The following is a 14,788-nucleotide window of genomic DNA, read 5'->3' on the forward strand; positions in this document are numbered from 1 at the left end:
CCGGCCTGCTACTGGGAGCCGGCGGCGAACTGCGGGTCCTTCTTCTGGTCGTAGACCTCCTTGCCGGCCGCGTCGTAGGCGTGGACGTACGGGGTCGCCGTCGCGGAGAAGTACTTGGGGGCCGGCGTGCCGGTGGAGAAGGCCGCGCTGTAGAAGAACGCACCGCCCGCCATGACTGCCGGGTACTCGGCCGCGTCCTCGCCGTAGCTGACGGTGATCTTGGCGATGCCGGAGGTGTAGTGCCCGGCGCCGAGGGAGAGGTAGCGCCCCGAACCGGCCGGCTCGCCGACGGAGTCGAAGTACTCCACGAGGTGACCGGTGCCCCACAGGCGGTTGTTGACGAACGTCGGCGGGTGGTCCTGGCTGCTCCCCTTCTCGCCCTTGGCCTCGCACTGCACGTACTGGCCGGCCGAGTCGACGGCGATCACCGCGCCGTCCCAGTCGGTGGTGGCGGCCGGGGTACGGACGGCGATCACCGCGTGGTAGCCCGACGCGTCCGATCCCAGGCACGAGGCCAGGATCTTGGTGGCGGTCCCGGGTGCGATCGGGGTCGTGGCCGTGCCGGTGACGGTGAACGTCCCGGAGGTGGCGGAGGCGCTGGGGGACGACGGCCGCGTCGAGCCGGTCCCCGCTCCGGCCGGCGGAGAGACCCGGCCCGCACTCGGTGAGGCGGCCGCGCTCGTCGCTCGTCCGCCGCTGCCGGCCCGGGCCGGCTGGGCCGCCCCCTGCCCGCTGAAGACGGTCACCGCCGCGACGCTCGCCGCCGCGACTCCGGCGGCGATGCCCAACGGCAGCCCCCACCTGCGGGCGAACGAGGCCGGCTTGTCCTCTGGATCGATCTTCATCAGTAGGTCCTCTCGGAGCCGCCGGTGATGCGGCAGCTCACGATCAGGGGGAGGCGCGGGAACACCTGGCGAGTCGTTCATCGTGCGCCCTCCTCCGCGGTGACGGGATTCTTCGAACCGGAAGACGACGCGGCGGCCCCTGGTCCGCCGGCGAGGTCGGCCCCCAGCCTGCGCCGCGCGCGGTGCAGCCGGGACTTGACGGTTCCCACCGCCACCCCCAGCGCCGCCGCGGCCGCCTGCTGGTCCAGGCCCGACCACACGCACAGCTCGACGACCTCGCGTTCATGGCGCGGCAGCCGGGCCAGCGCCCGGTGGATCTGCGACATCCGGCGCTCGTCGTCCACCCGGCCGGCCACGCGGTCCGCGTGGTCGCCCGCCGGCTCGTCATGGGAGACGAGCCGGTGCAGCAGTGCCTCGGCCCGCCGCAGGCGCCGCCGGGTGTTGGACAGCAGGTGCTCGGCGATGCCGAGCAGCCACGGCAGGGCCGAGTCGCGGTCCAGCACGATCTCCGAACGGCGGCGCCAGGCGTGGAGGAACACCGTCGAGGTGAGGTCCTCGGCCTCCGACCAGTCGGCGGTCCGCCGGAACAGGTGGTTGTAGACGGTCTTCGCATGGCGGTCGAAGATCCGCCCGAACGCCTCGCGATCGCCGTCGACCGCCCAGGCCCACAACACCCGGTCGGATATGCCTTCCTCCGCCGCGGTGGGGCCAACGTCGTTCACTTCCATGCCCTGTACGTGTCCGGCACCGGGCCGAAGGTTCCCGCCGCCCGCACTCCACCGCGCCCGGAGCCCGCCGTCCGGAGCCCGCACCGGCCGCCGATCGGCGGAGGAGGGTTGGCCGTGCCGACGAATCCCGCCCCCATGGCCAGGGGCATGGGGGCGCCCCCAGCCGACGGGGCCTGGCCGCACGCTCTCCCCCTGACTTCGGCGGGAGGCGCCCCCAGCGTCGTCGGCCGTCGGCGCGGCCCGCTGCGCTCTGTCCCCCCAGAGCTTCGCCTGGGAGGACCCCCGCCCTTCGGGCGGGACGACGCTATGTGCCAGACACGGCCTAATCGTCGGTGGGGGCGGGGGTCGTGGCCGGGTCGGGGATGTGGGGGAGGACGTCCTTGAGGTAGCTGGCCACGGTGGCTTCGATGCCGACGTCGTGCTCGGCCTGCTCGGAGAGGTACCAGCGGTGTTCGAGGAGCTCGTGGTAGATCTGCGCGGGTTCCATGCTGCCGCGCTGGTCGAGGGGGACCAGGCGGACGGTGGGGCGGAAGACCTGGCGGACCCAGCGGTGGGCGAGGACCTCCGGGCGGGCGCCGAGCGGGTCGCCGGGGGCGTAGTCGTCCTGCGTGGTCATCCACTGCTCGAGGTCGTTGAGGAGGCTGCGGGCCTGGTTCTCCTCGGTGTCCAGGCCGGTCAGCCGCAGCAGTTGGCGCTGGTGGTGCCCGGCGTCCACGACCTTGGGCAGGAAGGTGACGGTGTCACCGCCCGGCGAGCGCTGGATCTGCATCTCGGCGACGTCGAAGCCGAGGTCGTTGAGGCGGCGTATCCGGCGGTCGATGTAGTGCCGCTTGCCCGCCGGGTAGACGGACTCGCGGGTCAGTTCGTGCCACAGGTCGGCGTAGCGGGAGCAGATCGCCTCGGCGAAGGTGACCGGGTCCACCGAGGGGTGCAGGGAGCCGCCCGCCTCCAGGTCCATCAGCTCGCCGGCGATGTTCACCCGGGCCAGGTCGATGTCGTAGTCGCGCTGCCCGGCGCTGAGCCGCGGCTGTATCTGGCCGGTCTCGGCGTCCACGAGGTAGGCCGCGTACGCCCCGGCGTCACGGCGGAAGAGGGTGTTCGACAGGGAGCAGTCGCCCCAGGCGAAGCCGACCAGGTGCAGCCGCACCAGCAGCACCGCCAGCGCGTCGAGCAGGCGGCTGACGGTGCCGGGCCGCATCGTGGTCTCGAACATCGACCGGTACGGCAGCGAGCCGCCCAGGTGCCGGGTGACCAGCGCCGGTTCCAGCGCGGTGCCGTCGGCCGCCTCGCGGCCGGTGACGACCGCGATCGCGTCGACCGCGGGGATCGCCAACCGGTCCAGGTCCCGCAGGAGTTCGTACTCGCGGGCGGCGGCCCACTCGCTGACCTCCTTGACCGCCACGACCTCGTCGCCGGCGCGGGCGAAGCGCACCACGTGCCGTGAGATGCCGCGCGGCAGCGCGACCAGCGTCTCGTCGGGCCACTGTTCGAGCGGCAGGCCCCACGGCAGGTCGAGCAGGTCGGCGGGGTGGCCGGCGTCGGTGGCCCTGATCTGCAACGGCATGGTGCTTCCGGTCCTCTCGTAGGACCGCAGGCTACAGGCTGTGCCGCGCGGCCCACGAGGTCACCGCGGCCCCGATCGCGTCCGGCCGGTCCTCGGGCGCGAGGTGGCCGGCGGGCCCGCAGTGCTTGGTCCCCAGCGCGGCCATGTGCCGGTGTGGGGGGCCTGCGGCGGGCCAGGCGCCGTAGCCGCTCACTATCGTTAGTCCGACAAACACAACGGGGTACGATGCGGCCATGGACACCGCGCACGATGAGCCGCTTCCGGCCGGGCGGGGCGAAGAGGCGGCGACGCCGCGGCGGCTCGTGGCGCTGCCCAGCCGTCTGCTGAACCTGGCCGCGGCCCAGGGCGAGCGGATGGTCAGCGGCCGGCTGGCCGCGGCCGACGCCCGCAAGTGGCACTACGCCGTGCTGGCCGCCCTGGAGGAGTACGGCCCGGCCAGCCAGGCCACGCTGAGCCGGCGCACCGGCATCTACCGCAGCGACCTGGTCGCGGTGATCAACGAGCTGGAGGCCCGGGACGCGGTCCGGCGCGCCCCCGACCCCGAGGACCGCCGCCGCAACGTGGTCACGCTCACCCCGGACGGCCGCGACCACCTGCACCGCCTCGACACCGTTCTCGACACGGCCCAGGAGGACCTGCTCGCCCCGCTCACCGACGAGGAGCGGACCGAGCTGACCGCACTGCTCACCCGGCTGCTCGCCCACCACACCGCGCACCACACCGCCCACCCCGAGGGCGCGGTCGGCGAGCCCGCCTTGTGCGGCCGCTGACCCCGCGGGGGCGCCGCGGAGATCCGGACGACGGGCTACTCCTCGCGCGCCGCCGCCCGCAGCACCGTGCCCTGCGCGACCGCGCACAGCGTCTCGGCGCCGTCGGCGGCCACCGCGTACAGGTCGCACCGGCACACCGCCTGCCGCCGCCCGGCCTGCACGGTCTGCGCCCGCGCCACCAGCCGCACCCCGGTGCCCGGCCGTAGGTACTGCACGGTCAAGCCCCCGGTCAGCACCGCCGGACCCAAGACCGACCCCGCGGCGAAGGTGATCGCGTTGTCGGCGGCGTAGGCAAGCACCCCGCCGTGCAGGAATCCGTTCTGCTGCCGCAGGTCGTCGCGGACGGCGACCTCCAGGACCGCGGCGCCGCCGCCGAACGCGGACAGCTCCGCGCCGAGCAGCCGGCTGAACGGCTGGGCGCCGAGCGTGGCGCGGGCCGCCTCCAAGTCCAGAGCGGGTGCGGCCGCCGGGTCGTGGTGGGGTGCGGGGCTCATCAGCGGTTCCCTTCCTCCGTCACCTGACCGGGCACCAGGCCCGGGTCCGTACCGGGGGCCGGCTCGAGGTACGACAGCAGCTCGCGCGCGGCCGGGCTCGGCCGCGCGCCCCTCGGCAGCGCGACCGACACCTCCCACGCGGCGCCGCCCGGACCCGTCACCGGCACCGCCGCCAGCGTCGCCGCCTGCTCCTTGCGGGAGATCGGCCGGGGCACCACCGCGACCCCCAGCCCGTGCCGGACCAGGTCGATCAGCGTGTGGACGTCGTACACCTCCAGCGCCACCCGCCGCGCCGCGCCGCACGCCGCGAACGCCCGGTCGGTCAACTGCCGCGCGCCCCAGTCCTGGTGCCAGTCCACGAACGTCTCACCGGCCAGCGCGGCCCACTCCACCCGCGCGGCGCCCGCCAGCGGATGCCCCGGGTCGCACAGCAGCACCATCGGCTCGGCGGTCAGCGGCAGCAGCCGCACCCCGTCGGGCGGCGGGCCCGGCAGCGAGACGAACGCCAGATCCAGCCGGCCGTCCGCCACGTCCTGCGCCAGCACCGCGGAACCCGCCTGCCGCAGCCGCACCTCGACGCCGCCGTGGCGGGCCCGGAAGCGCGCCAGCAGCGCGCCGACGTCCACCGTCACGCACTGCTCGGTGCCCACCGCGAGGCTGCCGCGCAGCAGGCCCTGCACCGCCGCCACCGCCTCCTTCGCGGCGCGGGCGCCGGCCAGCGTGCGGGTCGCCTCGCCCAGCAGTGCCCGCCCCGCGCCGGTGAGTTCGACACTGCGGGTGGTCCGCACGAACAGCGGCGAGCCCAACTCCCGCTCCAGCGCGCGTACCGCCGCCGACAGCCCCGACTGCGACACCAGCAGCCGCCGCGCGGCCTTGGTGAAGTGCCGCTCCTCGGCGACGGCGACGAAGTACTCCAGCTGGCGCAGTTCCACGATTGAGAAACCTAGTCGATGAATGCGTTCTCTTTCTTCTGTTGGACGGGATCGGCGGGCCGGGGACAGCATGGTGCGCGGCCCGGCACCCGCCGCGCGCACGGAGCGAAACCGGAGGAACCGCATGGAGTACCGCACCCTCGGCAGCAGCGGCGCGGGCGTCTCGGCGCTGGCGCTCGGCACCATGACGTTCGGCGCCGAGACCGACGAGAAGGGCGCGTTCGCGCAGCTCGACCGGTTCGTCGCGGCCGGCGGCACCCTCGTCGACACCGCCGACGTCTACAGCGCCGGAGTCTCCGAGGAGATCATCGGCCGCTGGCTGGCGGCGCGCCCCGCCGACATCACCGGCCGGGTCGAGATCGCCAGCAAGGGCCGCTTCCCGATGGGCGACGGCCCCAACGACGCCGGGCTGTCCCGCCGCCACCTCGACCGCGCGCTCGACGCGTCGCTGCGCCGGCTCGGAGTCGACTGCATCGACCTCTACCAGGTGCACGCCTGGGACCCCTACACCCCCGTCGAGGAGACGCTGCGCTTCCTCGACGACGCGGTGCGGCGCGGCCGCATCCACTACGTGGGCCTGTCCAACTTCACCGGCTGGCAGCTCCAGAAGGCGGTGGACGTCGCCGACTTCCGCGGGCTGGCCCGCCCGGTCACGCTCCAGCCGCAGTACAACCTGCTGGCGCGGGAGATCGAGTGGGAGATCACCCCCGCGTGCGTCTCGGCGGGGCTCGGCCTGCTGCCGTGGAGCCCGCTCGGCGGCGGCTGGCTGACCGGCAAGTACCGCAGGGACGAGCTGCCGACCGGGGCGACGCGGCTCGGCGAGGACCCCGAGCGCGGGGTCGAGGCGTACGGGCGGCGCAGCCGGGTGCAGCGGACCTGGGACGTCGTCGACGCGGTGCGGGCGGTCGCCGAGGAGCAGGGCGCGTCGATGGCGCAGGTCTCCCTGGCCTGGCTGCTCGGCCGGCCCGCCGTCACCTCGGTGATCCTGGGCGCGCGCACGCTGGAGCAGCTGGAGGACAACCTCGGCGCGGCGGACGTGCGGCTGACCGGCGAGCAGGTGGAGCGGCTGGACGCGGCCAGCGACCCGGGCGCGGCGGACTACCCCTACGGCGGGCCGGGCGTCGCCCAGCGCGGCCGGAACATCCGCGGCGGCCGCTGACGCCTCCGGCGGTGTCCGGCGGCTGGGGGCGGTGGTGCCGGGGCGGTGGGGCCGGCTCCTGCGCCGGACGTTGCGGCTGGTCGCGACGCGATACGCTCGGCCGGAAACGGAGGGCGGAGTCGGATGGGGACGCACGAGCGCTGGACGCGGCTGCTGGAGGTACTCGGCGACCGGGGCCGGATCAGCGTGGCCGAGGCGGCCGAACTGCTGGACGTCTCCGCCGCCACGGTGCGCCGGGACATGGAGGAGCTGGGCCGGCAGCAGCTGCTCACCCGGACCCGGGGCGGCGCGGTGCTCAGCGGCGTGGCCTACGACCTGCCGCTGCGCTACAAGGCCGGGCGGCAGGCCGACGAGAAGCAGCGCATCGCCCGGGCGGCGGCCGCGCTGATCCCGCCGGGCGCGGTGGTCGGCGTCAACGGCGGCACCACCACCTCCGACGTCGCCAGGGAACTGGCGATGCGCGCCGACCTCGCCGAGCGCGGCAGCGCCACCGCGCTGACCATCGTGACCAACGCCATCAACATCGCCAACGAACTGGCGGTGCGCCCCTATGTGAAGACGGTCGTCACCGGCGGCGTGGCCCGCCCCAGCTCCTACGAACTGACCGGGCCGCTGGCCACGATGGTGCTCCAGGCGATCTCGCTGGACTACGCGATCCTCGGGGTCAACACCGTCGACCCGCGGTTCGGCGCGGCCACCCATGACGAGGGCGAGGCGAGCGCGAACCGCGCGATGGCCGAGCGGGCCGAGCACGTGATCGTGGTCGCCGACTCCACCAAGCTCGGGAAGCGGGCGTTCGCCCAGGTCTGCGACGTGTCGGCGATCTCGGTGCTGATCACCGACCGGAACGCGCCGGAGGAGCTGGTGGCGGAGTTCACCGCCGAGGGCGTCGAGGTCTCCTGCGTCTGACGCGTCCGATGCGTCCGATGCGTCCTCCGATACGGCTGATGCGCCCATCATCGGGCATCCCCCGTGCGCGGTGGGCAAGTGTGTCGCACTCCGGGGCCGTACGGGCCCGGTTGCCGCCAACGCGCCCCTCGCGCAAGGGAGATGCCCGATGATGGGCGTATGACGAACGGCACGTCCGGTTCCGGGGCCGCGCCGCTGCCCGGGCCGCCGCACCTGGCCGGCGTGACCGCGCCGGCCGACCGCCCGGGCACCATGTCCGAGCGCTTCTGGGCCGAACTGCTGGAGGTCGGCTGGGCGGCGCGGCTGCGGACCGCGGACGGCCGGACCCGGTTCCGGCTGCACTACTGCGGGGAGCGGTACGACGGGCTGATCGTCGGCGGCGACCTGCCCGCGCTGGTGTACGCGGTCGGCGCGCCGGGCGAGCGGATTCTGCTCTTCGACGGCGCCGTCCACGGCTACGACGCCATGTTCTGCGACCGCTGGGACGCGGACGGCCTGCGCGCCCGCCGCGCCGACCGGGTCTACGTCGACGCCGACGGCGAGGACACCTTCGAGCTGGTGGTGTGGGTCGGCTACGGCATCGACTGGGACGACGAGCGGGAGACCCTCACCGACCCGGGCGAACCCGGCCTGGTCACGCTCGCCGACGGCCGCCGCATGCCGTTCGACGCGGCCCGGCACGCCGCCTTCGACGCCGTGGCGATCACCGCGACGAACGCCCGCGGCCGGGCGACCGACGTGGTGGCCGAGGAACTGGCCTGAGCGGCACGCAGAGCCGTACCCGTACAACCCGTAGCCGTACCCGTATTCGGGGCCTTGCCCGAACGTGCCTCAGTGCCAGGGCAGTTCGGCGCGGTGGCGCCAGTACTCGGCCGGCGGCTCGGCCAGTTCGGCGAGGGCCGCGAGCTGGTCGGCGGTCAGCTTCACCTCGCGGGCCCGCAGGTTGGCGGTGAGCTGGCCGGCGGTCGCCGCGCCGGACAGCACCACGTCGGCCCACGGCTGGTGCAGGGCGGCGGCGAGCGCGAGCGCGTCGGGCGTGGTGCCGAGCGCGGCCGCGAGCCGGCCGAGCACCGGCTCGGTGCGCGCGTCGGGCGCGGCCAGCCGCCCGTTGGCCATGCCCTCCTTGACCATCACCCGGCAGCCGGCCGCGTGCGCCTCGGCGAGCGCGGGGCCCGCGGACGGTTCGAGCGGGTTCCAGGTGGACTGGACGCTGCGGAACAGCGGGCGGCCGTCGACGGTCACCTCGAGTGCCGCCCGGATCGCGTCGGCCTGCGCCGGGCCGCTGGTGCTCAGGCCCACCCGCACGCCCTGCGCGGCGAGTCCGGCCAGCGCGCGGTGCAGGGCCGGGTCGGTGAGGGCGGGGCTGCCGGGGGTGATCGAGTGCACCTGGTACAGGTCGAGCCGGTCGCCGAGCAGCGCGCGGGTCTCGGCGACCTGCCGCTCGTAGGTGGCCAGGCTGTGGTCCTTGACCTCATGGGCCTCGGCGTCCGTACGCCAGTCCGCGGTGTAGGTGTAGCCCCACTTGCTGGAGACCACCACCCCGGCCGGCTCCCGCAGGTCGAGCCACTGCGCGAGGAACTCCTCGGAACGCCCGTACGACCGGGCCGCGTCGAAGTCGCGCACCCCCTCGGCGTAGGCGAGGTCGAGCAGTTCGTGGGTGCGGCGGCGCATCGCGGCCACGCTGCGGTCGGCGGGCAGGTCCCGGTCGCGGCCGAGGGTGATGTAGCCGGGGCGGCCGACCGCGGCCAGGCCGAACCCGATCCGGGCGGCGGGTGCGGGCCCGGCCGCGGGCGGGCCGGCGGGGGAGTGGGGCGGTGTGGCCACGGGGGCTGCTCCTGCGGTGGTGCGGGGACGGTCGGGCGGCGGGCGCGTCGGCGGCGGAGCCCCGCGACCACCGCGCGCCTACGTGGCCGTCGCCAGGACCTCCGCCAGCGCGGCGGCCGCTTCCTGCGCGTCCGGCCCCTGCGCCCGCACGATCACCGTACGCCCACGGGTGGCGCCCAGGCTCATGACGGCCAGCACGCTGGCCGCGTTGGCGGTGCGTTCCCCGTACTGGAGCAGCGCCGCGGCGGCGAAGCGGGCCGTGGTCTGCGCGATCTGCCCGGCCGGGCGGGCGTGCAGGTCGGCCGGGAGCAGCACGGTGATCTCGACGGACGGGCTGTCGGCCGGTGCCGCGGCCGGGGTGCCCGGGGTGTGCGGCGCGGCGGGTGCGGAGCGTTCAGAGCTTGCTGACATGGCGTGCCTCCGTGGCGGCGGTGAGTACGGCGGTGAGGTCCGCGCCGGCCGCGGCGGTGACCGCGGCGGCCACGGCACCCTCGACGAAGGGGGCGTCGGCGATGACCACTCCCTCGCGCGGGTGGTCTTCCAGGACGGCCCGCGCGGTGAGCACGGAACTGCCCAGGTCCGGCAGGACCAGCACCCCGGCGCCGCGGTCGGCGTCCTTGACCGCGGCGGCGATCCGCGCGTAGCTGGTGCCGATCCGGCTGTCGTCGGTGCCGCCGGCGACGGCCACCGGGACGGCGGCGGAGCCGATCTGGCCGAGCAGGGAGCGCAGGCCCGCGGCCAGTTCGGGACTGTGGGACACGAGTACGATGCCGACAAGTTCCGTCATGAACAGCGATGCTAAATCTCGGAACGGTATTCAGCAATACTGAACGAAGAGGTTTTCCCATGGTGCAAGCGGTGCAGCGTGCCGTCCGGATTCTCCGGGAGCTGTCGGTCACCGGCCCCCGGCTGGGCGTCACCGAGCTCGCCGAGCGGCTCGGCGTGGCCAAGCCGACCGTGCACGCCCTGCTGCGCACCCTGGAGGCCGAGGGCCTGGTGGTGCAGGACCGGGACAGCTCGAAGTACCAGCTCGGCCCGTATCTGGTGCAGTTGGGCAACTCCTACCTGGACACCCAGGAGTTGAGGTCGCGCGCACTGACCTGGGCGGACCTGCTGGCGCGCCGGGCGGGCGAGGCGGTGTGGGTCGCGGTGCCCACCGGCGACCGCATGCTGGTGGTGCACCACGCCTTCCGCCCCGAGGGGGCCGTGCAGATCCTGGAGGTCGGCGCGTCCATCCCGTGGAACACCTGCGCGCTCGGCAAGGCGGTGGCCGCCTTCGCGCCCGAGGAGGAGCGCGAGCAGCTGCTGTCCGGCGAACTGACGGTGCTCACCGGGGCGAGCGTCACCGCGCGCGAGCCGCTGGCCGCGGAGTTGGCGCAGGTCAGGGCGCGCGGCTATGCGCTGGAGGACCAGGAGTCGGCGATCGGCGACGCCGGGGTGGCCGCGCCCGTCTTCGACCGCTCCGGCGCCGTGGTCGGCGCGATCGGCGTGGTCGGGCCGGTGGAGCGGCTGCTGGCGGAGCCGGCCCGGCAGGAACTGGCCGTCGCGGTGCGCGAGACCGCCCGCAACCTCTCCCGCGACCTCGGCGCGCCCCGCGGCACCTCCCGGGGCGCCACCGGCTGAGCCGCCGTCCGGCCGCCGTCCGGCCGCCGTCCGACCACCGGCCGAACCGCCGTACGGCCCCGCCCGGTTCGCGCTGCCCGTGCGCCGGGACCTGCTCCCGGGCGCCGGTGTGCGCCGCGCCGTGCTCCCGTCCGCCCCGCGGGCTCCGCCAACGCACGCTGGACCGTAGCGAGTTGGCGGGCGGTGGGCCGCCGGGACCCCTTGACACCGCGGAAACGCCCCCTTAACTTCCGATTACGTTCATCATTAATGAACGTCATTCGGTAATAGGGGGATCGTCGTGAAGAAGCTGATCAACGAGCCCGGCACCGTGCTCGACGACGCCCTGGCCGGGATCGCGGCCGCGCACAGCGACCTGCTGTCCGTGGACACCGACCACCGCGTCATCACCCGGGCCGGGGCCCGGCGGCCCGGCAAGGTCGCGCTCGTCTCCGGCGGCGGCAGCGGCCACGAGCCGCTGCACGGCGGCTTCGTGGGCACCGGGATGCTCGACGCGGCCTGCCCCGGCGAGGTGTTCACCTCCCCGGTGCCCGGCCAGATGGTCGCCGCCGCGAAGGCCGTGGACACCGGCGCGGGCACCCTGTTCGTGGTCAAGAACTACACCGGCGACGTGCTGAACTTCGAGATGGCCGCCGAACTCGCCGCCGAGGAGGGCCTGTCGACCGCCGCGGTGCTGGTGGACGACGACGTCGCGGTACGGGACTCCACCTTCACCGCGGGCCGCCGCGGCACCGGCGGCACCGTGTTCGTGGAGAAGATCGCCGGCGCCCTCGCCGAGCGCGGCGCCCCGCTCGCCGACGTCGCCGACGTCGCCGCCCGCGTCAACGCCGCCACCCGCTCCTTCGCCGTCGCCCTGACCGCCTGCACCGCGCCCGCGGCCGGCAAACCCGGCTTCGAACTGCCCGACGACGAGATCGAGATCGGCGTCGGCATCCACGGCGAGCCCGGCCGCCACCGCGGCAAGCTCCGCCCGGCCCGGGACATCGTCGCCGACATGCTCGCCGCCGTCCTCGCCGACCAGCCGCTCGCCGCCGGCGACGAGGTGCTCGTCATGGTCAACGGCCTCGGCGCCACCCCGCTGCTGGAGCTGTACATCGTCTACCGCGAGGTCGCCGCCCTGCTCGCCGGGCGCGGGGTGCGCGTCGCCGGGAACCTCGTCGGCAACTACGTCACCAGCCTCGACATGGCCGGTGCCTCGATCACCGTCTGCAAGACCACGGACGACCTGCTCGCCCTGTGGCGCGCGCCGGTGCACACCGCCGCACTGCGCTGGGGCATCTGAACCGACTGGATCGGCTGGACCGGCGGAACCTGCTGGCACCGCACCGACGCACCGACACACCGACGAACCGACGCACCGACGAACCGAACGGAGAGCCCGTGGACACCGCCCTCGCCCGCGCATGGGTGCAGGCCATCGCCGCGGCAATGGACACCCACCAGGACCGGCTGACCCGACTCGACTCCGCCATCGGCGACGCGGACCACGGCGCCAACATGCACCGCGGCTTCGCGGCGGTCGCCGCCGCCCTGCCCCAGTACGAGGTGGCCACGCCCGGCGCGGTGCTGGTACGGACCGGCTCACTGCTGATCTCCGTGGTCGGCGGCGCGTCCGGGCCGCTGTACGGCAGCGCCTTCCGCGCGCTCGGCACGGCGCTCGACGCGGGGGACGACACGGCGGACGGACCGGCAAGCACCGGCGGGACCGCGCGGGTGGCCGGGGCGCTCGCCGCCGGGCTCGCCGGAGTACGGCGGCTCGGCGCCGCCACCGAGGGCGACAAGACGATGATCGACGCCTACGCGCCCGCGCTCGTGGCGTTCCGCGTGTCCGCCGAGGCGGGCGCGGGCCTCGCGCAGGCGGCCGCCGCCGCGGCCGACGCCGCCGAACAGGGCATGCGCGCCACCACCTCCATGCAGGCAAGGAAGGGGCGGGCGTCCTACCTCGGGGCGCGCAGCATCGGCCATCAGGACCCCGGCGCCACCTCCACCGCGCTGATCTTCCGCGCGTTGGCCGACACCGCCGCAGCGGCGAAGGACGCACGGTGACCGCCCGCCGCCGCTACCCGGGCCAGAGCGCCGCCCCGGGCACCGCGCTCGGCGAACTCCACCGCACCGACCGCCCCTTACCGCCCGCGGCCGCCGACGATCCCCCCGGCGGCCGGGGCCAGGACCGGGACCGGGACCGCGCCGGGGCGCGGCTCGTCGCGGCCTTCGACCGCGTCGCCGACCGCCTCGACACCGTCGCGGGCGGCCTGCGCACCCGGGGCGAGAGCGAGCAGGCGGACATCATCGAGGTCGGCGCGCTCATCGCCCGCGACCCCGAACTGCGCCGGCACGCCCTGCATTTGACCGCCGAAGGGGCCACCGCGGTGGCCGCGGCCGGCACGGCGGTCGACGCCCAGGCCCGCGCCATCGCCGCGATCGGCGACCCGGTGCTCGCCGAACGGGCCGCCGACGTACGCCAGGTGGGCCGCCGGGTGCTGGCGGTGCTGCACGGCGTCCACGAACCCCCGCCCGGGCGGCCGCTGGTGCTGGCGGCCCGCGAGATCGGCGCCGCGGACCTGCTGGAGCCGGGCCGTATCGTGGTCGCGGCGCTGTCGATGACCGGCGGGCCCAACTCGCACGCGGCGATCGTGGCCCGTTCGGCGGGCATCCCGCTGCTGCTCGGCGTCGACCCGGACGTGCTCGAACTGCCCGACGGCGTGCCGGTGCTGGTCGACGCGGCCGCCGCCGTGGTCCACCCCGACGACGCGGAGCGGGCCGCCGCGCTCGCCGCCGTCGCGGCCCTGCGGGAGCGGCGGGCCCGGCTCGCCGCCGACCGCCACCTGCCGGCCCGCACCGTGGACGGCCACCACGTCACCTTGCGGGTCAACGCGGCCACGCCCGCCGACGTACGGGCCGGGCTGGCGGCGGGCGCGGACGGCGTCGGCCTGCTGCGGACCGAACTGCCCTTCCTCGACGCGGCGCGCTGGCCGACCCGCGCCCGGCACACCATCGCGCTCGGCCCGGTGCTGGCCCCGCTGGCCGGGCGCACCGCCACCGTCAGGACCCTGGACTTCGCCGACGACAAGCTGCCGCCGTTCCTGGCGGAGGACCCGGACGAGGACGGCCCGGTGCGCCGGTTCGGCGGGGCGGGCGGCGCGGGCGGCAAAGGTGAAGGCGGGGGAGAGGAGAGCGGCGGCGCCGGCCGCGGGGTGGACTGGGCCACCGGCCGGCCCGCGGTCACCGGCCGCCGGATCGGCCGCGGGCTGCCGCTGATGCTGGCCCGGCCCGACGCGTTCGGCGAGCAGTTCACCGCGCTGCTCGCGGCGGCCGCGGGGGCCCGCGCCGACCTGCGGGTGATGATCCCGATGGTCGCCGGCGTCGCCGAACTGCGCGCCTGCCGGGCCCTGCTGGACCGGGCGGCGGCCGAACTCGACCTGCCCGCGCCCCCGTTGGGGATCATGGTGGAGCTGCCGGAGGCGGTGCGGCGGATCGAGGAACTGGCCGCGGAGGCCGCGTTCCTGTCGCTGGGCACCAATGACCTGACCTGCCAACTGCTGGGCCTGGACCGGCGGGACGCGGCGGCCGGCCCCGCGGCCACCGCCCACCCCGCGGTGCTGCGCGCGATCGCTACGGTGGTCGCCGCCGCCCGCACCCACCGCCGCCCGGTGTCGGTGTGCGGTGACGCCGCCGCGCACCCGAGGGTGCTGCCGCTGCTGGTCGGACTCGGCTGCGACACCCTGTCGGTGGCCCCGGCGGCGCTCGACGAGGTACGGGCCGCGGTCCGCCGCCTCGACCACGCCGCCTGCAAGCGGACGGCCACCGAGGCGCTGACGCTGCGCACCGCGGACGAGGTCCGCCGCCTGGTGCGCGACCGGCTGCCCCTGCCGCCGGGCTGACGCCCCGCGGCCACACAGAACGGGGGCGGGCTCACCTGAAGTGCCGGTGAGCCCGCCCC

At 75.5% G+C, this 14,788-nt stretch carries 16 protein-coding genes; 8 read left to right on the forward strand and 8 right to left on the reverse strand.

Annotated elements, in window-relative coordinates; genetic code table 11:
* Positions 1–8: 8 nt before the first annotated feature.
* The 3 genes from AC3EVP_RS31565 to AC3EVP_RS31575 all read right to left on the reverse strand — a co-directional run bounded on the left by AC3EVP_RS31565 (position 9) and on the right by AC3EVP_RS31575 (position 3,137).
* Positions 9–845, reverse strand: coding sequence for a hypothetical protein (locus tag AC3EVP_RS31565; protein ID WP_435135839.1), 837 nt, complete (start codon positions 843–845; stop codon positions 9–11).
* A 77-nt stretch (positions 846–922) separates the two neighbouring features.
* Entirely contained in the window at positions 923–1,573 is a 651-nt protein-coding gene (locus tag AC3EVP_RS31570; protein WP_435135841.1) for an RNA polymerase sigma factor, read from the reverse strand.
* Between the two features lie 322 nt (positions 1,574–1,895).
* Complete coding sequence (locus tag AC3EVP_RS31575) at positions 1,896–3,137, reverse strand: DUF4032 domain-containing protein (RefSeq protein WP_435135843.1); 1,242 nt, start codon at positions 3,135–3,137, stop codon at positions 1,896–1,898.
* A gap of 233 nt (positions 3,138–3,370) precedes the next feature.
* On the opposite strand from AC3EVP_RS31575, the gene AC3EVP_RS31580 reads away from it, so the two are divergent.
* Positions 3,371–3,907, forward strand: coding sequence for a MarR family winged helix-turn-helix transcriptional regulator (locus AC3EVP_RS31580; protein WP_435135845.1), 537 nt, complete (start codon positions 3,371–3,373; stop codon positions 3,905–3,907).
* A 35-nt stretch (positions 3,908–3,942) separates the two neighbouring features.
* On the opposite strand, the gene AC3EVP_RS31585 is transcribed toward AC3EVP_RS31580, so the two are convergent.
* Positions 3,943–4,401, reverse strand: coding sequence for a PaaI family thioesterase (locus AC3EVP_RS31585; RefSeq protein WP_335976551.1), 459 nt, complete (start codon positions 4,399–4,401; stop codon positions 3,943–3,945).
* Complete coding sequence (locus AC3EVP_RS31590; RefSeq protein ID WP_435135847.1) at positions 4,401–5,333, reverse strand: LysR family transcriptional regulator; 933 nt, start codon at positions 5,331–5,333, stop codon at positions 4,401–4,403. The genes AC3EVP_RS31585 and AC3EVP_RS31590 overlap by 1 nt, the downstream gene beginning before the upstream one ends.
* 124 nt (positions 5,334–5,457) lie before the next feature.
* Here AC3EVP_RS31590 and AC3EVP_RS31595 point away from each other — a divergent pair, with 124 nt between their 5' ends.
* The 3 genes from AC3EVP_RS31595 (at position 5,458) to AC3EVP_RS31605 (ending at position 8,163) form a co-directional block, all read left to right on the forward strand.
* Positions 5,458–6,492, forward strand: coding sequence for an aldo/keto reductase (locus AC3EVP_RS31595; protein WP_335976547.1), 1,035 nt, complete (start codon positions 5,458–5,460; stop codon positions 6,490–6,492).
* 123 nt (positions 6,493–6,615) lie between these two features.
* On the forward strand, positions 6,616–7,401 hold the full coding sequence (locus AC3EVP_RS31600) for a DeoR/GlpR family DNA-binding transcription regulator (RefSeq protein ID WP_335976544.1): 786 nt from the start codon (positions 6,616–6,618) through the stop codon (positions 7,399–7,401).
* Between the two features lie 159 nt (positions 7,402–7,560).
* Positions 7,561–8,163, forward strand: coding sequence for a hypothetical protein (locus AC3EVP_RS31605; protein ID WP_435135850.1), 603 nt, complete (start codon positions 7,561–7,563; stop codon positions 8,161–8,163).
* A 69-nt stretch (positions 8,164–8,232) separates the two neighbouring features.
* Here the strand turns inward: AC3EVP_RS31605 and AC3EVP_RS31610 are convergent, their stop codons facing one another.
* From AC3EVP_RS31610 to dhaM, 3 genes are all read right to left on the reverse strand, one after another.
* Positions 8,233–9,225 (reverse strand): aldo/keto reductase, encoded by a 993-nt coding sequence (locus AC3EVP_RS31610; protein WP_435135851.1) that lies wholly within the window; start codon positions 9,223–9,225, stop codon positions 8,233–8,235.
* A 78-nt stretch (positions 9,226–9,303) separates the two neighbouring features.
* Complete coding sequence (locus tag AC3EVP_RS31615; RefSeq protein WP_435135853.1) at positions 9,304–9,636, reverse strand: HPr family phosphocarrier protein; 333 nt, start codon at positions 9,634–9,636, stop codon at positions 9,304–9,306.
* Entirely contained in the window at positions 9,620–10,012 is a 393-nt protein-coding gene (gene dhaM / locus AC3EVP_RS31620; protein WP_435135855.1) for a dihydroxyacetone kinase phosphoryl donor subunit DhaM, read from the reverse strand. Before dhaM ends, AC3EVP_RS31615 begins: the two co-directional genes overlap by 17 nt.
* A gap of 59 nt (positions 10,013–10,071) precedes the next feature.
* On the opposite strand from dhaM, the gene AC3EVP_RS31625 reads away from it, so the two are divergent.
* From AC3EVP_RS31625 to AC3EVP_RS31640, 4 genes are all read left to right on the forward strand, one after another.
* Positions 10,072–10,848, forward strand: a complete 777-nt coding sequence (locus tag AC3EVP_RS31625; RefSeq protein WP_435135857.1) for an IclR family transcriptional regulator — start codon at positions 10,072–10,074, stop codon at positions 10,846–10,848.
* Positions 10,849–11,128: 280 nt separating this feature from the next.
* On the forward strand, positions 11,129–12,130 hold the full coding sequence (gene dhaK, locus AC3EVP_RS31630) for a dihydroxyacetone kinase subunit DhaK (RefSeq protein ID WP_335976532.1): 1,002 nt from the start codon (positions 11,129–11,131) through the stop codon (positions 12,128–12,130).
* Positions 12,131–12,228: 98 nt separating this feature from the next.
* Complete coding sequence (gene dhaL / locus AC3EVP_RS31635; RefSeq protein WP_435135860.1) at positions 12,229–12,894, forward strand: dihydroxyacetone kinase subunit DhaL; 666 nt, start codon at positions 12,229–12,231, stop codon at positions 12,892–12,894.
* Positions 12,891–14,729, forward strand: coding sequence for a putative PEP-binding protein (locus AC3EVP_RS31640; protein ID WP_435135862.1), 1,839 nt, complete (start codon positions 12,891–12,893; stop codon positions 14,727–14,729). Before dhaL ends, AC3EVP_RS31640 begins: the two co-directional genes overlap by 4 nt.
* The last annotated feature ends 59 nt before the right edge of the window (positions 14,730–14,788 follow it).

This window comes from Actinacidiphila sp. bgisy144 (assembly GCF_057708105.1).